Source organism: Rhizobacter terrae (assembly GCF_003852895.1).
GTDB classification, from domain to species: Bacteria; Pseudomonadota; Gammaproteobacteria; order Burkholderiales; family Burkholderiaceae_C; genus Albitalea; species Albitalea terrae.
Genome location: NZ_QUSW01000001.1, coordinates 290,872 through 310,600, shown reverse-complemented (window position 1 = coordinate 310,600; position 19,729 = coordinate 290,872). Strand labels below are relative to the sequence as shown.

At 61.2% G+C, this 19,729-nt stretch carries 14 protein-coding genes; 4 read left to right on the top strand and 10 right to left on the bottom strand.

Translation table 11 applies throughout. From position 1 onward, the window contains the following. Positions 1 to 2 precede the first annotated feature (2 nt). The 5 genes from DZC73_RS01425 to DZC73_RS01405 all read right to left on the bottom strand — a co-directional run bounded on the left by DZC73_RS01425 (position 3) and on the right by DZC73_RS01405 (position 6,847). A complete protein-coding gene (locus tag DZC73_RS01425) occupies positions 3 to 620 on the bottom strand; it encodes a glutaredoxin family protein (protein ID WP_124538415.1) in 618 nt (205 codons plus the stop codon). A gap of 68 nt (positions 621 to 688) precedes the next feature. After that, the gene (locus DZC73_RS01420; protein ID WP_124538414.1) at positions 689 to 2,722 is read right to left on the bottom strand and encodes a M3 family metallopeptidase; all 2,034 of its coding nucleotides are present in this window, start codon (positions 2,720 to 2,722) and stop codon (positions 689 to 691) included. Positions 2,723 to 2,747: 25 nt separating this feature from the next. Further along, a complete protein-coding gene (folD, locus tag DZC73_RS01415) occupies positions 2,748 to 3,608 on the bottom strand; it encodes a bifunctional methylenetetrahydrofolate dehydrogenase/methenyltetrahydrofolate cyclohydrolase FolD (RefSeq protein WP_124538413.1) in 861 nt (286 codons plus the stop codon). Between the two features lie 72 nt (positions 3,609 to 3,680). Beyond that, complete coding sequence (locus tag DZC73_RS01410) at positions 3,681 to 4,304, bottom strand: response regulator transcription factor (RefSeq protein ID WP_124538412.1); 624 nt, start codon at positions 4,302 to 4,304, stop codon at positions 3,681 to 3,683. After that, the gene (locus DZC73_RS01405; protein ID WP_124538411.1) at positions 4,301 to 6,847 is read right to left on the bottom strand and encodes a PAS domain-containing sensor histidine kinase; all 2,547 of its coding nucleotides are present in this window, start codon (positions 6,845 to 6,847) and stop codon (positions 4,301 to 4,303) included. Before DZC73_RS01405 ends, DZC73_RS01410 begins: the two co-directional genes overlap by 4 nt. A 173-nt stretch (positions 6,848 to 7,020) precedes the next feature. Between DZC73_RS01405 and aceE the strand changes: the two genes are divergently transcribed. From aceE to lpdA, 4 genes are read left to right on the top strand one after another with little or no spacing between them, the layout of a single operon-like run. Next, positions 7,021 to 9,729, top strand: coding sequence for a pyruvate dehydrogenase (acetyl-transferring), homodimeric type (gene aceE / locus DZC73_RS01400; RefSeq protein WP_124538410.1), 2,709 nt, complete (start codon positions 7,021 to 7,023; stop codon positions 9,727 to 9,729). Between the two features lie 27 nt (positions 9,730 to 9,756). After that, positions 9,757 to 11,439, top strand: a complete 1,683-nt coding sequence (aceF, locus tag DZC73_RS01395) for a dihydrolipoyllysine-residue acetyltransferase (protein ID WP_124538409.1) — start codon at positions 9,757 to 9,759, stop codon at positions 11,437 to 11,439. A 21-nt stretch (positions 11,440 to 11,460) separates the two neighbouring features. Next, entirely contained in the window at positions 11,461 to 12,033 is a 573-nt protein-coding gene (locus tag DZC73_RS01390) for an Ntn hydrolase family protein (protein ID WP_124538408.1), read from the top strand. 15 nt (positions 12,034 to 12,048) lie between these two features. Next, positions 12,049 to 13,815 carry a dihydrolipoyl dehydrogenase gene (gene lpdA, locus DZC73_RS01385; protein WP_124538407.1) on the top strand — a complete coding sequence of 589 codons (1,767 nt, stop codon included), beginning with the start codon at positions 12,049 to 12,051 and terminating at the stop codon, positions 13,813 to 13,815. A 113-nt stretch (positions 13,816 to 13,928) separates the two neighbouring features. Here the strand turns inward: lpdA and DZC73_RS01380 are convergent, their stop codons facing one another. From DZC73_RS01380 to DZC73_RS01360, 5 genes are all read right to left on the bottom strand, one after another. Beyond that, entirely contained in the window at positions 13,929 to 14,450 is a 522-nt protein-coding gene (locus DZC73_RS01380; protein WP_124538406.1) for a hypothetical protein, read from the bottom strand. 81 nt (positions 14,451 to 14,531) lie between these two features. Further along, positions 14,532 to 15,542, bottom strand: a complete 1,011-nt coding sequence (locus DZC73_RS01375; protein ID WP_124538405.1) for a ComEC/Rec2 family competence protein — start codon at positions 15,540 to 15,542, stop codon at positions 14,532 to 14,534. After that, positions 15,539 to 16,174 (bottom strand): hypothetical protein, encoded by a 636-nt coding sequence (locus DZC73_RS01370; RefSeq protein ID WP_124538404.1) that lies wholly within the window; start codon positions 16,172 to 16,174, stop codon positions 15,539 to 15,541. The genes DZC73_RS01375 and DZC73_RS01370 overlap by 4 nt, the downstream gene beginning before the upstream one ends. A gap of 44 nt (positions 16,175 to 16,218) precedes the next feature. After that, positions 16,219 to 18,291: a sensor histidine kinase gene (locus DZC73_RS01365; RefSeq protein ID WP_124538403.1), complete on the bottom strand. Its 2,073-nt coding sequence runs from the start codon at positions 18,289 to 18,291 to the stop codon at positions 16,219 to 16,221. Then, positions 18,291 to 19,682 (bottom strand): Eco57I restriction-modification methylase domain-containing protein, encoded by a 1,392-nt coding sequence (locus DZC73_RS01360; RefSeq protein WP_124538402.1) that lies wholly within the window; start codon positions 19,680 to 19,682, stop codon positions 18,291 to 18,293. The genes DZC73_RS01365 and DZC73_RS01360 overlap by 1 nt, the downstream gene beginning before the upstream one ends. Positions 19,683 to 19,729 lie beyond the last annotated feature (47 nt).

Genomic DNA, 19,729 nt, shown 5'->3' with positions numbered 1-19,729 from the left:
GATCAGAACTTGATGTTGCCCGGCGTGGGCTGCTGCACCGGCTGGACCGGTTGCGGTTGCTGCTGCACAGCGGGCTTGGCCGTCTTCTTCTCAGGCGGCGGCGCCGGCTCGGTCAGCGGCGTTGCGTCGGGGAACTGGTAGTTCGTCGGCAGCTTCGACTCACGCGGGTAGCCGGCGTTGTCGAGGTAGGAACCCCAGTTGTCGGCGGAGAAGCCGCGCAGCACCTGCGCACCGATGGAGATGGTCGGCGCATCGCGCCCGCCGGTGATGCGCTGCATCGCCTCGCCGTCTTCTCCGGTGATGACCAGCTTCTCGACGAAGGGCACGCCACGGCCGCGCAGGTAGGCACGCCCGGCATCGCACGGGTCGCAGGTCTTGAGCGCGTAGAGGGTGACCGGGTACTTCTGGGCGACCTGGCGCAGTTCGTAGGGCAGCGAGGCCTGCGACACCACGCTCGGGTTCTCGCCCAGGCGGGTGATCTTCGACCCCGAGTTCAGCGGCGGCGGCGTGTCGGTGTAGGTCACCTTGCCGTCCGGCCCGATGACCTTGTACTGGGCCAGGGCCGCCGTGCAGGCCGCGGCGGACAGCACGGCGACAAGGGTTCGGGCAGTCTTGTTCATGGTCAGCTCCAAAACCTCGGAATCTAAGCGACGAATCCGGTAAGCGAACGTGCAGTTCGAGAACAAAGTCACGCCATGCCTTGATGCCGCAGCAGCGCATCGATGGTGGGCTCGCGGCCGCGAAAGGCCTTGAAGCTTTCCATCGCGGTGCGGCTGCCACCGGCTTCGAGCACGGCCTGACGATAGCGGCGGCCAGTGGCCACGTCCAGCACGGTGCCGCCCTTCTCTGCGGACTCCTCGAAGGCGCCCCACGCATCGGCGCTCAGCACCTCCGCCCACTTGTAGCTGTAGTAGCCGGCCGCGTAGCCGCCGCCGAAGATGTGCGAGAAGGTGTTCTGGAAGCGGTTGAAGGCCGGCGGCGGGAACACGGAGACCTCGGCGCGCACTTCATCGAGCACTTGCTGGATGCGATCTTCGCTGCCGGGCTCCGAATGCAGCCGCATGTCGAAGAGCGCGAACTCCACCTGGCGCAGCGTCTGCAGGCCGCTCTGGAAGTTCTTCGCCGCAAGCATGCGGTCGAACAGTTCGCGCGGCAGCGGCTGGCCAGTGTCCACGTGGGCGGTGAGGCGCTTGACCACGTCCCACTCCCAGCAGAAGTTCTCCATGAACTGGCTGGGCAGCTCCACCGCATCCCACTCGACGCCGGAGATGCCGGCCACGCCCACGTCGCTCACCTGCGTGAGCATGTGGTGCAGGCCATGGCCGAACTCGTGGAAGAGGGTGGTGACTTCGTCGTGCGTGAGAAGGGCGGGCTTGCCCTCCAGCGGCGGCGTGAAGTTGCACACCAGGTGGGCGACGGGTGTCTGCAGCTGGCCTTCGGGGCGAGCCCAGCGGCCCTTCACGTCGTCCATCCACGCACCAGGCCGCTTGCCCGTCCGGGCGTAGGGGTCGAGGTAGAACTGGCCCACCAGCTCGCCGGCGCGCTCGATGCGGAAGAAGCGCACGTTCGGGTTCCACACCGGCGCGGTGTCGGGGCGGATCGCCACTTCGAACAGCGTCTCGATGATGCGGAACAGGCCATCGAGCACCTTGGGCTCGGTGAAGTATTGCTTCACCTCCTGGTCGCTGAAGGCATAGCGGGCTTCCTTGAGCTTCTCGCCGGCGTAGGCCATGTCCCAGGCCTGGAGGTCGGGCAGGTTCAGCTCGTCGCGGGCGAAGTCTCGCAGCTCCTTCAGGTCGCGCTCGGCGAAGGGCCTGGCGCGGCGGGCAAGGTCGCGCAGGAAGTCCAGCACCTGCCTGGGCGTGTCGGCCATCTTGGGCACGAGCGAGACCTCGGCGAAGTTGGCGTAACCCAGGAGCCTGGCTTCCTCCTGCCGCAGCTTGAGCAGCTCGCGCATGACGCTGGAGTTGTCCAGCTCGGGCTTGCCGAATTCGCTGGCGCGCGTGACGTTGGCGCGGTACAGCGTCTCGCGCAGGGCGCGGTTGTCGCCGTACTGCAGCACCGGGAAGTAGCTCGGGAAGTGCAGGGTGATGCGGTAGCCGTCCTTGCCAGCCGCTTGCGCCGCGGCGCGGGCCGCCTGCTTCACGTCGTCGGGCACGCCGGCCATCTCGGCCTCGGTGGCGTCGCAGGTGTAGCTGTCGGTGGCGTCCAGTACGTGCTCGGAGAACTTCTGCGACAGGTCCGCCTGCAGCTCCTGCAATTGCTGGAAGCGCTGTTTGGCCTCGCCTTGCAGCTCGGCGCCGGCCAGCACGAAGTCGCGCATGGCATTGGACAAGGCCTTCTTGCGCGGCGCGCTGAGCTGGGCGGCGCTGGGGGCGTTGTGCACGGCCTTGTACTTCGCGTACAGCCGCTCGTCGGCGGCGTGGCGGCTCATGGTCTCGGTGACCTTGGGCAGCGCCGCGGTGTAGGCGGCGCGCAGTTCGGGCGTGTCGGCGACGGCGTTGAGGTGGCCCACCGCGCCCCAGGCGGTCTTGAGGCGCTCGCCAGGCACGTCCAGCACGGCAGACAGGGCGTCGTAGTCAGCCGGTGTGTCTGCGCCGACGGCGCGTTCCAGCGCCTCGTCGGCCTGCTTGAGCAGAAGCTCGACGGCGGGCTCCACGTGTTCGGGACGGATCTGGTCGAAGGCCGGCAGGCCGTCGGTGTTCAGCAGCGGGTTGGACATCAGCTCACCTCCTTGAGTCGCAGGGTCAGACCGCGCCGGACGCTGCGCGTTCCGCAGCTTCGATGGTATTCACGAGCAGCATCGCACGGGTCATGGGCCCCACGCCGCCGGGGACAGGCGTGATCCAGCCGGCCACTTCGGAAACGCCGGCGAAGTCCACGTCGCCGCACAGCTTGCCTTCGTCATTGCGGTTCATGCCCACGTCGATCACCACCGCGCCGGGCTTGACCATGTCCGCGCGCAGCACGTTGCGTCGGCCCACCGCGGCCACCACCACGTCGGCTTGGCGCGTGTACTGGCCGATGTCGGCGGTGTTGCTGTGGCAGATGGTGACGGTGGCGTTGGCCTGCAAGAGCAGCATGGCCATGGGCTTGCCCACCGTGTTGCTGCGGCCGATGACGACCGCGTTCTTGCCCTTGAGGCTCAGGCCGGTGGTCTCGATGAGCTTCATGCAGCCGTAGGGCGTGCAGGGCAGGAAGCCCGCGCGGCCCACCATCAGCGCGCCGGCGCTTTGCACGTGGAAGCCGTCCACGTCCTTCAGCGGCGAGATGGTCTCGATGACCTTCTGCGGGTCGATGTGCCTGGGCAGCGGCATCTGCACCAGGATGCCGTGGATGGTCGGGTCGTTGTTCAGCTCCTCGATGCGTGCCAGCAGCGCCGCTTCGGAGAGCGTGGCCTCGTACTTGTCGAGCACCGAGCGCACGCCGCTGGTCTCGCAGTCGTTGACCTTGTGCTTGACGTAGACCTGCGAGGCCGGGTCGTCGCCCACCAGGATGACCGCCAGGCCCGGCTGCTTGCCGCGGGCGGTGAGGGCGGCGGCGCGCTCGGCGACTTCGGCGCGGATCTTCTTGGCCAGGGCGTTGCCGTCGATGAGTTGGGCAGTCATGCGGGTGTCCTTCGATGCAAAGTCAGAAAAGCAAAAGGCCGCTCTTGGCGGCCTTTTGCGTGGGAGATCGAATCAAGCCTTGGCCTGGGCGCCAAGCGCGATTTTGAGCAGATCTGCCACCGTGTTGGCGTTCAACTTCTCCATGATGTTGGCGCGGTGCGCCTCCACCGTCTTGATGCTGATGCCCAGGTCGTCGGCGATCTGCTTGTTCAGGCGGCCGGCGACGATGCGCTCCAGCACCTGCGCTTCGCGGGTCGTCAGGCGCGACAGCAGGGCGTCGCGGCTGGCGGCTTCCTGGTGCTGGCTGAAGGCGGCACGGGCCTGGTCGAGCATGCGCTCCACCAGGTTCAGGAGTTCTTCTTCCTTGAAGGGCTTCTCGATGAAGTCCATCGCGCCCTTCTTCATGGTGCTCACCGCCATGGGCACGTCGCCGTGGCCGGTGATGAAGACGATGGGCAGCGGGGAGCGGCGTTCTAGGAGGCGGTCTTGCAGTTCCAGGCCGCTCATGCCGTCCATGCGGATGTCCGCGATCAGGCAGGCGACTTCACGCGGGTCGAAACGGGAGAGGAAGGATTCCGAGGAGTCGAAGCACTTGACCCGGTAGTCCTTGCCTTCGAGCAGCCATTGCAGGGAATCGCGAACCGCCTCGTCGTCATCGACGACATAGACCGTGCCTTTCTTCGGGATCAAGCTCATGAAGTGACAGCAGAGTTAGAGGTTGAAAGAGGATCGGTCCGGGTGGTCTCGACAGGCAGCGTGAAGGTGAAACTGCAGCCCACGACGGAGGCGCCATTGTAGAGGTTCTGCGCCCTGATACGCCCCCGGTGGGATTCGATGATGGACCGGCACAGACTGAGGCCGATCCCCAGGCCTTCGGCCTTGGTCGAGAAGAAGGCTTCGTACAGCCGGGAGATGACTTCTTCCTTGATGCCCGGGCCCATGTCGGTGACGGAAAACTCGATCACGCCGCCTTCTTCCGGGGTATGCCTCGGTACCACCCGCAGCTCGATGTTGCGGCGTGCCGGCGGCATGTGCGCCATGTCGATCGCCTCGGCCGCGTTCTTGAGCAGGTTGAGCACCACCTGCTCGATGAGGATGGGGTCCACCATCAGCGTGGGCAGCCGCTGCGCGACGTAGGTGTGGATGGCCACGTTGCGCCGGCGCAGCTCGATGCTGGCCAGCTCCACCGCGTCTTCCACGATGGTGCGTGCCTGCGAGGGCTGGCGCTGTGGCTCGCTCTTCTTCACGAAGTTGCGGATGCGGTGGATGATCTGCCCGGCGCGCTGCGCCTGCTTGGAGGTCTTCTCCAGCGCGGCGATCAGGTCTTCCTTCTTGATCGCGTCGTTGTTGACGCGCGTGACCATGCCGTTGCAGTAGTTGGTGATGGCCGTCAGCGGCTGGTTCAGCTCGTGCGCGACGGAGGAGGCCATCTCGCCCATGGTGACCAGGCGGCTGGTGACCTGCGCCTTCTCGGCCTGGCTGGCGGCGATGGCTTCGGCCTGGCGACGGGCGGTGATGTCGGTGGCGATGAGCATCTGCGCCAGGCGGCCGTCGGTCCATTGCAGGTAGCGCGAGCGCACGTCGAACCACTTCTTCAGCGACTCGACGTAGACCTCGCGCGGGTCGGAGCCGGCCTCGGTCAGTTCCTGCGCGGGCAGGCCGCCGAAGCTGTCGACGTTGTCGTCGCTCTCGGTGAGGCGCGGCAGGCCGGGGTCTTCGCCGGCCAGCAGGTTGTGGCCGTTGGCATCGGCGCCGAACCACAGCCGGTACGAGCGGTTGGCGAACAGCAGTTCGCCTTGCTGCACCGACAGCACCGACACCGCCGCATCCAACCCTTCCAGCACCGTGGTGAAGCGCTCGTGCGAGGCCGAGAGCTGGTCGCGGATGCGCTTGGCCTCGGTGATGTTGGTCATCGAGGTCATCCAGCCGGTCTGCTGGCCCTTGGGGTCGATCAGCGGCGAGACGTACATGCGTGCATCGAACAGCGAGCCGTCCTTGCGCATCACCTTCACCTCGATGCCGCCGGCCGGGCTGCGGCCCTGCAGTTCCTGCTGGAAGAGGCGGTTGTTCTCTTCGTAGCGGTCGGGCGGCCAATGCGGGAAGGGCGGCTGGCGACCGATGAGCTCGGCTTCGGAGAACCCGGTCATGGCGCAGAAGGCGGGGTTCACGTAGGTGATGCGGCCTTCCATGTCCATGGCGCGCATGCCGGTGAGCATGGAGTTTTCCATCGCGCGGCGGAAGTTGGCTTCCGAGACCAGCGCGCTTTGCATCTGCAGCCGCCGGCCCATGTGGCGCCAGGTGCCCAGCAGCATCCACACGGTGAGCACGCTCAGCGCGGACACCATCCAGAACAGCGTGTTGCTGATGAGGCCGATGGACGTGCGGTAACCCTGGCCGCGCAGGATGAGTCCGTCCCCCGCCGGCGCCACCGGCACGTCGTGGACGATGGACGCCGGCTTGGTCTTCTGTCCCGGCATGGGCGTGACGGTGCTGGCCAGCACGTGCTCCTGCCCGTCGACCAGGCTGATGGCGTGCCGGTTCGAGACCTCCGCCGGCACGAAGTAGCGCATCAGCGCCTCGACCGAGTACTCCGCCACCAGCGTGCCGCTGAAGGCGCTGCGGTCGATGAGCGGAATCTGCACCTGGATGACGGGCATGCCGTAGGTGTCGGTGAAGGGCCGCGTGTAGACGGGCTGACGCAGCGTGCGTGCTGCGAGGAAGGCCACTTCCGGTTCGCTGGACTTGCCCTCCTTGGGCAGCGACGCCGCGTACTCCTCGCCGGTGAGGCCGGTCTCGGGGTGGAAGCTGATCGCCGAGTAGGCCGCCTTTCGGTTGCGCCCCTGGGTGATCCAGAAGAGGTGGTTGATCTCCGGCCGCTCGCGCGTGAAGCTGGCCGCCTGGCCGAGGAATTCATCCTGGTCGATGGCGCGGGTGACGATCTCGCGCGCGATGCGAACCAGTTGTTCCTGGTTCTCGATCAGCCGCAGCCGGATCTGCTGCTGCGCGATCTCGGTGTCGCGCTTGACCGACTCCTGCTCGCGCTCGAACTCCTCGTTTCGCAGGTACCAGAAGGCCGAAATGATGGCCGCCAGGAACAGCAGCACCGATACCAGCGGGCCCAGCGTGGCGAAGCGGTCCTGCTGGGCGGGCGACTGGCGCCGCCACCAGCGGCCGAACAGCCGACGCGGCAGTGTGGGTGTCCTCGACTGCGTCGCGGCGAACTTCGGGCTTGGTGGCATGGTCTCGGGATTATCGATTGCTGGCGAAGATGTCCACCGCGCAGCGTGTCACGAGGTGCGCAACTCCAGAGAGAAAATTCATAATGTGAAATCAACTCGCACTATTTGAAAAACCATAAAAGTTGTGCGAGACTTCGCGCCATTCGCCAAAACCACCCCATAGGAGACAAGCCATGGCCGCCATGCCCGAACCCTTCCTCGGCGCCGCAGCGAACGACACCGATGCCCAGGAAACCCGCGAATGGCTGGACGCCTTGTCGGCGGTCATCGGCAATGAGGGCGGCGAGCGCGCCCATTTCCTGCTCGAAACGCTGATCGACCATGCCCGCCAGGCCGGCATCGACGTGCCGTTCTCGGCCAACACCGCGTACGTCAACACCATCCCTGCCGAGCAGGAAGAGCGCTGCCCCGGCAACCTGGAAATCGAAGAGCGCCTGCGCGCCTACATGCGCTGGAACGCGATGGCCATGGTGGTCAAGGCCAACCGCCTGCACCCGGCCGACGGCGGCGACCTGGGCGGCCACATCTCCTCCTTCGCCTCGCTGGCCACGATGTTCGGCGCGGGCTTCAACCATTTCTGGCATGCAGAGAGCGAAGGTCACGGTGGTGACCTTCTTTACATCCAGGGTCACTCGTCGCCCGGCGTCTACGCCCGCGCCTTCATGGAAGGCCGCATCACCGAAGAGCAACTGCTGAACTTCCGCCAGGAAGTCGACGGCAAGGGCCTGTCCAGCTACCCGCACCCGAAGCTGATGCCCGAGTTCTGGCAGTTCCCGACGGTGTCCATGGGCCTGGGCCCCTTGATGGCCATCTACCAGGCACGCTTCCTGAAGTACCTGCATGCCCGCGGCATCGCCAACACCGAGAACCGCAAGGTGTGGGTCTTCTGCGGCGACGGCGAGATGGACGAGCCGGAATCGCTGGGCGCGATCGGCCTGGCCGCGCGCGAGAAGCTCGACAACCTCATCTTCGTCGTCAACTGCAACCTGCAGCGCCTGGACGGCCCGGTGCGCGGCAACGGCAAGATCATCCAGGAGCTTGAAGGCGAGTTCCGCGGCGCAGGCTGGAACGTCATCAAGCTGCTGTGGGGCAGCTACTGGGACCCGCTGCTGGCGCGCGACAAGGAAGAAGTCCTGCGCAAGATCATGATGGACACCGTCGACGGCGACTACCAGGCCATGAAGGCCAACGACGGCGCCTTCGTCCGCAAGAACTTCTTCGGCCGCCACCCCAAGGCGCTGGAGATGGTCGCCAAGATGAGCGACGACGACATCTGGCGCCTGCAGCGCGGCGGCCACGACCCGCAGAAGGTGTACGCGGCGTATCACAAGGCGGTGAACACCAAGGGCCAGCCGACCGTCCTGCTGATCAAGACCGTCAAGGGCTTCGGCATGGGCAAGAGCGGCGAAGGCAAGAACACCGCCCACCAGACCAAGAAGCTGACGGACGACGACATCAAGAGCTTCCGCGACCGCTTCAACATTCCCGTGAGCGACGCGCAGATCGACGCCGGCATTCCGTTCTACAAGCCCGCCGACGACACGGTGGAGATGAAGTACCTGCACGAGCGCCGCAAGGCCTTGGGCGGCTACCTGCCGCATCGCCGCGCCAAGGCCGACGAGCAGCTCAAGGTGCCCGACCTCGACACCTTCAAGGCCGTGCTGGAGCCGACCGCCGAAGGCCGCGAGATCTCGACCACGCAAGCCTACGTGCGCTTCCTCACGCAGCTGCTGCGCGACAAGGACCTCGGGCCGCGCGCCGTGCCCATCCTCGTCGACGAGGCACGTACCTTCGGCATGGAAGGCCTCTTCCGCCAGATCGGCATCTACAACCCCGCAGGTCAGCAGTACACCCCGGTCGACAAGGACCAGGTCATGTACTACAAGGAAGACAAGGCCGGCCAGATCCTGCAGGAAGGCATCAACGAAGCGGGCGGCATGAGCTCGTGGATCGCCGCGGCGACCTCGTACTCGACGAACAACCGCATCATGGTGCCGTTCTACGTGTACTACTCGATGTTCGGCTTCCAGCGCATCGGCGACCTGGCCTGGGCGGCGGGCGACATGCAGGCGCGTGGCTTCCTGCTGGGCGGCACCTCGGGCCGCACCACGCTGAACGGCGAAGGCCTGCAGCACGAAGACGGCCACAGCCACATCCTGGCGGGCACGATCCCGAACTGCATCAGCTATGACCCGACCTTCGCGCACGAAGTGGGCGTGATCCTCCACCATGGCCTCAAGCGCATGGTCGAGAAGCAGGACAACGTCTACTTCTACCTCACCCTGCTCAACGAGAACTACGCCATGCCGGGTCTCAAGCCGGGCACCGAAGAGCAGATCATCAAGGGCATGTACCTGCTGGAAGAAGGCGCCAAGAAGACGCCGCGCGTGAACCTGCTGGGCTCGGGCACCATCCTGCGCGAGAGCATCGCTGCAAAGGAACTGCTGGAGAAGGACTGGGGCGTGGCGGCCAACATCTGGAGCTGCCCGAGCTTCAACGAACTGGCGCGCGAAGGCCAGGACTGCGAGCGCTGGAACATGCTGCACCCGGGCGAGCGCCAGCGCGTGCCCTTCGTGACGCAACAGCTCGACCCGTTCGTCGGCCCGGTCATCGCATCCACCGACTACATGAAGAACTACGCCGAGCAGATCCGCCCCTTCATGCCCAAGGGCCGCGTCTACAAGGTCCTGGGCACCGATGGCTTCGGACGCAGCGACTTCCGCAGCCGGCTGCGCGAACACTTCGAGGTGAATCGCCACTACATTGTGGTGGCCGCGCTCAAGTCGCTGGCCGACGAAGGCTCGCTGCCCATCACGAAGGTGGCCGAGGCCATCAAGAAGTACGGCATCAATGCCGACAAGATCAACCCGCTGTACGCCTGAGCAAGAAGAAACGCGGAGACACACAACATGGCATTGGTGGAAGTGAAGGTCCCGGACATTGGCGACTTCAAGGACGTGGAGATCATCGAACTGCTGGTCAAGCCCGGCGACACGGTGAAGACCGAGCAGTCGCTCATCACCGTCGAGAGCGACAAGGCGTCGATGGAGATTCCGTCCACGGCTTCGGGCGTGGTGAAGGAGCTGAAGGTCAAGATCGGCGACAAGGTGAGCGAAGGCTCGTTGCTGCTGATGCTGGAGGCTGAAGGGGGCGCTGGTGCTTCGGCGCCTGCCGCTGCACCGGCCCAGGCACCCGCCGCCGCTGCGCCGGTCGCTGCGCCTGCGGCACCTGCTGCTGCACCCGTGGCGGCTGCGGCCCCCGCCAGCGGTGGTCCGGTCAACGTGGTGGTGCCCGACATCGGTGACTTCGACGAAGTCGCCGTGATCGAGATCTTCATCAAGCCGGGCGACACCATCAAGGCCGAGCAGAGCCTGATCACCGTCGAGAGCGACAAGGCCTCGATGGAGATCCCGTCTTCGCATGCCGGCGTGGTCAAGGAAGTGAAGGTCAAGGTCGGCGACAAGGTCAGCAAGGGTTCGCTGGTCGCGGTCGTTGAAGCCGCTGGTGGCGCTGCTGCGCCTGCACCTGCTGCAGCGGCCCCCGCACAGGCTGCTCCGGCGCCCCAGGCGGCTGTTGCTGCCAGTCCGGCGCCTGCCGCCGACAAGCAAGTGCCGACCGCCGCATTGCCTCCGCATGAGCCCTCTGCACCCAAGGGCAACCTGCCGCACGCATCGCCCACCATCCGCAAGCTCGCCCGCGAACTGGGTGTGCCGCTGGAGGAAGTGAAGGGCTCCGGTCCCAAGGGCCGCATCACGCTGGACGACGTGAACGGCTTCGTCAAGGGCGTGATGGCCGGCAGCGTGCAGACCAAGGCACAGGCATCGAAGGCTCCGGCGGCGGCTGCTGCGGGCGGCGCCTTCCCGGGCCTGCTGCCCTGGCCGCAGGTCGACTTCACCAAGTTCGGCCCGGTCGAGCGCCGTGATCTCTCGCGCATCAAGAAGATCAGCGGCGCGAACCTGCACCGCAACTGGGTGGTCATCCCGCACGTCACCAACCATGACGACGCCGACATCACCGAGCTGGAAGCCTTCCGCGTGCAGCTCAACAAGGAGAACGAGAAGTCCGGCGTCAAGGTGACCATGCTGGCCTTCCTGATCAAGGCCTGCGTGGCCGCGCTCAAGAAGTTCCCCGAGTTCAATGCCTCGCTGGACGGCGAGCAGATCGTGCTCAAGCAGTACTTCCACATCGGCTTCGCGGCGGACACGCCCAACGGCCTCGTGGTGCCGGTGATCAAGGACGCCGACAAGAAGGGCATCCTGCAGATCTCGCAGGAGATGAGCGATCTCGCCAAGAAGGCACGCGACGGCAAGCTTGGGCCCGCCGACATGACCGGCGGCTGCTTCTCCATCTCGTCGCTGGGTGGCATCGGCGGGCGCTACTTCACGCCCATCATCAATGCGCCGGAAGTCGCCATCCTGGGCGTGTGCAAGTCGGCCACCGAACCCAAGTGGGACGGAAAGACCTTCCAGCCGCGATTGATGCTGCCTTTGTCGCTAAGCTGGGACCACCGCGTGATCGACGGTGCCGCGGCGGCTCGTTTCAATGCCTATCTGGTGCAGATTCTGGGTGACTTCCGCCGCGTGCTTCTCTAACTCCAACAGGAAGGAGAAGGCATGACGACGGTAGTGGTTGTTCGAAAGGGCGGCCAGGTGGCGATCGCTGGAGACAGCCTCGTCACCTTCGGCGACACCAGGCTGGCGCACGGCTACGAGGCCAACGAGAAGCTCTTCAAGGTGGGCGACTCGTGGTTCGGCATGTCGGGCACCACCGCGCACTTCCCGGTGCTGCGGCGAGCGCTCAACGGCCTCACGCCCGACGAACTGCGGCTGAACTCGCGCGACGAGGTGTTCGACACCTTCTTGCGCCTGCACCCGAAGCTCAAGGACACCTTCTTCCTCAACACCAAGGAAGACGACTCCGACCCCTACGAGTCTTCGCAGTTCACCGCGCTCATCGCCAACCCGGCGGGCATCTTCGGCGTGTACTCGTACCGCGAGGTGTTCGAGTTCGACCGCTTCTGGGGCATCGGCACCGGACGCGGCTTTGCACTGGGCGCGATGTACGCGGCCTACGACAAGGCCAAGACCGCCAAGGAAATCGCGGAGATCGGCGTGAAGGCCGGCTGCGAATTCGACAAGAACTCGAGTGGGCCGGTGCGTGTCCACACGATCAAACTCAAAGACTGACGACTGAGACAACACATGGCTTCCATCGACATCAAGGTTCCGGACATCGGCGACTTCAAGGACGTGGCGATCATCGAAGTGCTGGTGAAGCCCGGCGACACGGTGAAGGCCGAGCAGTCGCTCATCACCGTCGAAAGCGACAAGGCATCGATGGAGATTCCTTCGTCGCACGCGGGCGTGGTGAAGGAAGTGAAGGTCAAGCTGGGGGACACGGTCAATCAAGGCACCGTGATCCTGTCGCTGGAGGCGGATGGCGCTGCGGCGGCCGCGCCGGCGCCTGCTGCTCCCGCGCCCCAGGCGGCACCGGCACCCCAGCCTGCTGCTGCGCCGGTCGCGGCGCCCGTGGCCGCCAGCTACGCCGGCGGTGCCGACCTCGAATGCGACATGCTCGTCCTCGGCGCCGGCCCGGGCGGTTACTCCGCCGCCTTCCGTGCGGCCGACCTCGGCCTGAAGACCGTGCTGGTCGAGCGCTTCGCGACGCTGGGTGGCGTGTGCCTGAACGTGGGTTGCATCCCTTCCAAGGCCCTGCTGCACGTGGCTGCCGTGATGGACGAAGTGAAGCACTTCGACACCTACGGCATCACCTTCACCGAGCCCACCGTCGACCTCGACAAGCTGCGCAAGCACAAGGAAAAGGTCATCGGCAAGCTCACCGGCGGCCTCTCGGCGATGGCCAAGATGCGCAAGGTGACCGTGGTGCAGGGCAATGGCGAGTTCGCCGACCCGCATCACCTCCAGGTCACGATGGCCGATGGCAAGGTGCAGACCATCAAGTTCGCGCAGGCCATCATCGCCGCCGGCTCCGAGGCGGTGAAGCTGCCGTTCTTCCCGAAGGACGATCCGCGCATCGTCACCTCCACCGGCGCGCTCGAACTGCGCCAGCGGCCCAAGCGCATGCTGGTGGTGGGCGGCGGCATCATCGGCCTGGAGATGGGCACGGTGTACTCGACGCTCGGCGCGCGGCTGGACGTGGTCGAGATGCTCGACGGCCTGATGCAGGGCGCCGATCGCGACCTCGTGAAGGTGTGGCAGAAGATGAACACGCCGCGCTTCGACAACATCATGCTGAAGACCAAGACCGTGGGTGCCGAAGCCACGGCCGACGGCATCCGCGTGATGTTCGAAGGCGAGGGTGCGCCCAAGGAACCGCAGCTCTATGACCTGGTGCTGCAGGCCGTGGGCCGCGTGCCCAACGGCAAGCGCATCGGCGCGGACAAGGCCGGCGTGGTCGTGGGCGACCGCGGCTTCATCCCGGTGGACATCCAGATGCGCACCAACGTGCCGCACATCTTCGCCATCGGCGACATCGTGGGCCAGCCCATGCTGGCGCACAAGGCGGTGCACGAGGCCCACGTGGCAGCGGAGGTGGCTGCGGGTCACAAGGCCGCGTTCGACGCACGCGTGATTCCGAGCGTGGCCTACACCGACCCCGAGGTGGCCTGGGTGGGCGTGACCGAAGACGAAGCCAAGGCCAAGGGCCTGAAGGTGAAGAAGGGCCTGTTCCCGTGGACGGCCTCCGGCCGCGCCATCGCCAACGGCCGCGACGAAGGCTTCACCAAGCTGCTGTTCGACGAAGAGTCGCACCGCATCGTGGGCGGCGGCATCGTCGGCACGCATGCCGGCGACATGATCGGAGAGATCGCGCTGGCCATCGAGATGGGCGCGGATGCAGTGGACATCGGCAAGACGATCCATCCGCACCCGACGCTGGGCGAGAGCATCGGCTTGGCGGCGGAAGCCTTCGAGGGCGCCTGCACGGATTTGCCGCCAGTCAAGCGCTGATGAGCGTCGAGTTTCGCGGTGGGAGCGGGCAAACCTGCGAACCTCTTGGTTCGTAGCCAAGTCCTCTTGCTTGCTCAACTCGCGATCTGCCTCGGGGCAGTCGCGGATGACTGTCAACGGACCTTCTTGGTTCTGATGGGCTTTGCCACTCCAAGCGCCACGCCAATTTTGGTGTCCTTCACCGCCGCATCAATTTGAGAGCGTCTGACGGCTGGGGTACTCAACACAAGGCGCTTGTTGCGGCTCCCGTTAGCGGCTTCCTCGGGAATGACAACGCCGAAAGCTTCGGCCCTTCTCCGCGCATGACGAGCACCTTTCCCCTGTGCCGCAGCGAGTTGACGCGGCTTCGGCGTCAGCGGCCGCTCGGAAGTGACCGAGAACGCCAGAGCTTTAGGTTGCGCGTCATCTAAAAATGTTGCGCCACGAGTTGCGCGACCGGTTGGTAGAGCCTCAATCGACAAGCTGTCGACGGGCAGCGCACCGTGCTGGGTGATAGAGAGGTTTCGCGAGCATTTCACGCCGCCACTGTACGCCGCGTGACGAATTAGCTGGTGGTCGATCAGGAGCCGCCTATGGCTGGCAGCCCAACTCACGTGCCCTTCCTCGGGTATGGCGACGCAGAACGATTCGCCCATTTCCGTTCGCGGCAAACACCTTTAGCCAAGGCTGAGGCGAGCTGGCGAAGCCTCGGCGAGTGGTGGGGGTGGCAATTCAATCTAGTGCAGCACTTTTATAGGAATCTGGAGAGTCGCTTGGTTACTTGTTTTTTGACACATTGGCGACTCCAGTGTCTGTACAAATGCTACGTGTATTTCTTCCTGCTTCTTGTGGACCCGGCCTGTACACAGGTCAATTTCAATGGTGCCCGCGCAGGATTTCCCATCATCGGCGCCGGCAGATAATCCCAAATTCCCAGCCGTCTGCTTTAAGGATTTGCTGTGGCAGTTCTTTGATATTTGTGTGCAAGCAATATGACTGGCGCCAAATTTCGCAACCTCCTCCAAAACTTCCGGCTTAGGATTGTCATGTTTATCTCGTCCATTCGAAAATATCACTGAGGTGGGTTTTACGGCGCGGAGTATCTTGGCGGAGAACTTTTCTGGATTTGCCTTGCCTGGAAGACCTCCATGATGAGGAAATACAAGCACATTTGCCGCTAAGTCACAACCGCTGCGGAGCATTTCCTCCAACGTGAGTTCCTCCATATCAGCAGCGAGAAGTGCGCTGTTACCAGACGAATGTGTGGCACGAAGGACAATGCTGCCCGAATTCGACGAAATTCTTTTTCCGTCCGTGTCTGTCCCTCCCGGGCCACTAAGCGCAATTGAGAGTGATGGTGCGAGCACCCTGATCTGAATATTCTCTGTGCTCCATGATGAGCCACCGCGAAATATTCCGATGGTTATCTTGACCTTGCCGCGATTATGAAGTGATTCCAACGTTTTTCGTACATCGCGCCAAATCTTGGTATCTTTTTCGGCATCTGAATTTAGTGCGACCTCTTTAACATCAAATTGCTCTGAGCTCAATAGTCCAATAATTCCGGCCAGATGATCCTCATCTGCATGCGAAATAATTATGAGATCAATGGCTTTTATGCCCACTTGTTCCAAATACTTGGTTGCAAAGGGGCCCCTACCTGCGTCAACGACCGCCACTTGCTCGCCATCGCGAACAATCGAGCAATTTCCATGTCCGACATCTAAGATCGTCAACGTGCCGGTCATAACAATTTCCAATTTACAAAAAATAGATCGCTACGTTCTTGAGCCCCGGTGTTTACTTCTGCGGTCAATCGCGCCTCCCCCGTCTCATGAAGACTTTTTTCAAGTTGATCAAGGTTTGGAATGCTATCTAAATCAACTCGAATTTGTACGCCTGAATGAGGATCCCAATTTGGTACTACAACATTGAGTTGGCAACTCTGACCATTGCGCTCTAAACCTTCAATGCGGACCAATGTTCTGACGGGGCACCGATGGATGGTGAATTTTCCGACGTACTCCTGGATGCATAGCTCAAATGCTTCCGTGACAGAGTCTGGCTCAAGATGATCGATATGCACCGCTTTAGGTATGAAGCGACGCCTTCCCTCCATTGATAGTGGCTGGAAATGGCTTGATATTATAAACGGTATATTGCGCTCGTAAGCGGCCATCCCGTAGATGTCGCCATTGTATCGAGAGTATTTTGTGCTGTTGAGTTGATAATCAAGAATTATGCCGTCATTTGCAAAATCGATTTTTGAAAAGAGCGAGTCAACGTCAGGAATGGGGTCTGTTACAGCGACCCCGGCGATACCCATATCAGTAACGGTTTCCAGATAAGATTCACGAACTCGTGGGTCATCGTCAATCACATGTATTCGTCGAATCTCCCTGCCACATATGACTCGAGACATTTTTATCTCCCTAGTATTGGTAGATCAATCTGAAACTCTGCTCCGCCTAGACGTCCATTTGCGATCGCCGACACATTTCCACCTAAGTCACGCACCGTATCGCGGACTATGGTTAGTCCTAGCCCGGTGCCGTCAGCGGATGTTGTAACGCCTGGCAGCCAGATTTCATTCAACTTCACGCCTACTATTCCGGGCCCGGAATCTGAGACGCTAATAGTGCAGCGAGACTCGCTGATAGTCGTTTCAATCTTTATGCTGCGAGCCTGTGTGCCTTGTCGGCGGAATGAATCAAGTGAGTTATTGATTAGATTTGCTAGAATTGATTCAAATGCGGCTTCACTGGCATATATAAAAGGCTGTTCCTGCGTGAGTGCCAAATCTACAGTCGTCTCTCGGCCCTCTAGAAATGGTTTCATCAGTGTCACTAGTGATTTGATTACCAAATGAAGGTCTACTTTTCCAATTTTCCGTTTCTCTGCTTTTATCAGTCCTAAGGTCGCGGCGCCCAGCGTGCTTAAGGCTCCAGCCGACACCGCGATGTGCTCAACCAATCGAAGTAGTTGGGGGGCTTCTTCGATGGGCAACAGCGCTGGAATTCGTCGCTGCAGGGACTTCACATTCAAGGTGATGACTTTTAGCGGATTCCCCTGACTCTCGTGGGCGAAAGTGGCTGCGGTGATGCCAGCAGTACTAAGTGTGCGGTATAGCTGGATTTCAGCTCGCAGCGCTTCTGCCTCACGATCCCTTGTTGAGGCGTATTTCTTAAGCGCCACCTCCACGGCAGCTCTCGCTTCTTGCGGCACCGAGAGAAGGGCCGCGTTTAGGGATTCTTGTTCCCCTTTGGCTGCTTCTTGAGCCTGAACTCGCTCGGTAACGCGACGCGACTCCGCCTGCTCTAGCCTCCATTTGGCGAGCCATTCCAGCGAGTCCAATGTGAAGGCAGTCAATTGAACGAAGTTCTCGTCCTCGATAAAGCCGGATCGATCCGTCTTTTGAGTGAGACGATACTCACTCTTGCCGTTCATACGCACACGGCCAATGGAATTATTTGTACTCGGTCGCTCCTCCGGGCTCCGTGCCCGCGCAAGGTTCAGTTGGAGCCAGTCATTGCCCAAATCTCCGTACGGCGCGACTCTGACATTATCTTGGTAGACGTGAACTCCTCCGAAGCTTCGCAGCCATTGGCGTATTTCACCAACTCGAGACTTTCTGCCTTGCAAAAAATCTCCTGCTTTCAATAAGAAGGTCCAAAGATCAAAGGTGCAGGCAGGGGCTAGATAGGGCTTTTCAGGTTCGGAACGCTTAAGTTCATCATGCGACGCTGCGGCGAGCTGTTCGCCTCTCCAGTCTAGAAGGCGGACATTTGCTAGGCCCTGTGCATCAATCGAGGCTTCCAGGTGAAAATCCGCTTCGTCAAAATATTTTTTTCGGACGAGTTCTTCGATGTCTGAGAATTCTGAGCTGGCAAGCTCAACCTGAAATCCAGAAGCTTGATCTGCGAACGGATCTGTAAGGAGGATGAGGGACCGTGCAAGCTTTTTGACCTCGTCAATCCTTACTGCACTACGTAGGGATTTTAATTCGATGACGGTGCCATGCCCACCTTTTGCCTTTCTTCTTGTTTCGATTGACAATAGTACGTCTTCCACCGCGGACGCTTTTTCAAATTCATCCCAATTGATATGAAGACTATTTATTTTCCCTGTTGATTCTGCGGTCACTGATGCCAGAAAGACCGAATAACCTAGTCTGAGTGCTGCGAGACGTCCAAGTCCCTTGCTGCCGGCAGGCGTTCTACCAAGTTTCTTGGTAGTTGTTTCGGAGCTTTTCTCTGATTTTCCAAGGACAAGCCATGAATTTCTGATGGCATCTGCGTCCATGCCAACGCCGTCATCTGAAACTCGAATAATTCCGCCGGGCCTTGTGGTGTCGAAGAGCTCAATCCTGCAGGTGGATGCATCTGCGTCGTATGCATTTTTTACTAACTCAAGTATGCTCTGATCGAAGGTCTGATTTAGCTCTTCTCCTAAGCGAGCCAAAATCCGTGGTGAGAAGCGAAAGGTCGCTTTCTCCATTACACGTCCTTCCAATCATCGATAGGGATAGCACTTACTACTCCGGTCGTTAGATGGCGACACCGCAGTTTGCTATTTACAAAGCTCTTCGAATTCTCACTTAACAATAGCTTGGCTAGCTTTCTGCAATCTTCGATATCCTTGCTTCGAGGTATTGCAACTAACAGATGATTTTCTACTGCAACCTCAGTGTTTCCTGATATGACGGTGTAGATTATTCGATGACTATCTGCGGGATTGGATGTACGCCGGATGGCTACGAATGGCGGTTTTATCACGGTGCCGGAAAAACGCCTACGCTTACTGATAGTTGTTTCCGAGTTTGCAGGAGCATTTCCGACCGTCAAATATGGCCACCATGGCCCTTTTTGAGGATGCCTGTGCGGGACAAGCGGACCTACGCGCACTTCAAAGAAGTCCCCAATGGTTTGTCCGCTACTTTTTGATGGGGCTGGCAACGCTTGAGTATTCAAAAACTTCTTGCGTTCAAGGCGGCATAAGAATACATCAACATCTGTACGCTTTTCAAAGCGTCCGTATATGTTGGTGTGTGTAATGGCCATATTTTGCATTACCCAATTTCGCCATCGCCCGTATCGACTTCCTCCCCGCAGAACGTCTGGCAGTATTGCGACGATGATCTGCCCTTCACTGCTGTTCTGGACTATCTTCTCGATAAAGAGGGCTGCAAGTTGAGTTCTTCCACTACTCCAGGAGCAATCACTCGGAGCTCGGCGATGTCCGAATGGCGGATTTGTTAACAAGCACTCGAAGCCATTGCTTACTTCAGGGTTCGTTAAGTAATTTTGCTTCTGAATGAAAGGAAATATATTTTTGCGGTCCAAGTTGGTCACTTCATCTAGAAGGCCATGTCTCTCCTTGGCAAGGAGCACTAGACGCAACTTGGCGGCGTCGACAAAGGATTGGTGAAGATCTGTGCCACCAATTCTTTCTCCCCAATTTTTTAGTGTTGCAATTAGATTGCCTTGCAGCGGTAACAGTCGAGCTGCGGCAAGTAAAAGGTCTCCCGCGCCGCAAGATGGATCAAATATCTTGGCGCCTGTATCGATTTTTTTCTGTACTAGGGTTGCTGCCTCGGCAGCGAGTTCTCGCCCACTAAAAAATATTCCATCGCTGCTTCGAATGGCTCGTGGTATTTTTTTGTGAACTTCATCAGCAGCAGCTCCATTCAGAAAGTGCTCTGCCTGATTCGCTGTTGCATGGCCACGAATAGATAACTCGAGTTGCTTGACGAAGTCGCCATAGAAGCTGTCAGGGATTTGCGATGTTGTTGACATTCGATGACCGGGGTTTGCTATGGCAACGACTGAAATGATCAGTAGGCTGTCCGCGAAAACTGAATTTGGGGTGAATAAGGCTGCTGAAAGCATGGTGCCGCCCCTGCGACGTCAGCGCGATTGGCGAAATCGGGCATCAG

Coding starts and splice junctions, on each gene's coding strand:
- DZC73_RS01425 (WP_124538415.1), bottom strand. CDS start 620: ATGAACAAGACTGCCCGAACCCTTGTCGCCGTGCTGTCCGCCGCGGCC.
- DZC73_RS01420 (WP_124538414.1), bottom strand. CDS start 2,722: ATGTCCAACCCGCTGCTGAACACCGACGGCCTGCCGGCCTTCGACCAG.
- folD (WP_124538413.1), bottom strand. CDS start 3,608: ATGACTGCCCAACTCATCGACGGCAACGCCCTGGCCAAGAAGATCCGC.
- DZC73_RS01410 (WP_124538412.1), bottom strand. CDS start 4,304: ATGAGCTTGATCCCGAAGAAAGGCACGGTCTATGTCGTCGATGACGAC.
- DZC73_RS01405 (WP_124538411.1), bottom strand. CDS start 6,847: ATGCCACCAAGCCCGAAGTTCGCCGCGACGCAGTCGAGGACACCCACA.
- aceE (WP_124538410.1), top strand. CDS start 7,021: ATGGCCGCCATGCCCGAACCCTTCCTCGGCGCCGCAGCGAACGACACC.
- aceF (WP_124538409.1), top strand. CDS start 9,757: ATGGCATTGGTGGAAGTGAAGGTCCCGGACATTGGCGACTTCAAGGAC.
- DZC73_RS01390 (WP_124538408.1), top strand. CDS start 11,461: ATGACGACGGTAGTGGTTGTTCGAAAGGGCGGCCAGGTGGCGATCGCT.
- lpdA (WP_124538407.1), top strand. CDS start 12,049: ATGGCTTCCATCGACATCAAGGTTCCGGACATCGGCGACTTCAAGGAC.
- DZC73_RS01380 (WP_124538406.1), bottom strand. CDS start 14,450: ATGGGCGAATCGTTCTGCGTCGCCATACCCGAGGAAGGGCACGTGAGT.
- DZC73_RS01375 (WP_124538405.1), bottom strand. CDS start 15,542: ATGACCGGCACGTTGACGATCTTAGATGTCGGACATGGAAATTGCTCG.
- DZC73_RS01365 (WP_124538403.1), bottom strand. CDS start 18,291: ATGGAGAAAGCGACCTTTCGCTTCTCACCACGGATTTTGGCTCGCTTA.
- DZC73_RS01360 (WP_124538402.1), bottom strand. CDS start 19,682: ATGCTTTCAGCAGCCTTATTCACCCCAAATTCAGTTTTCGCGGACAGC.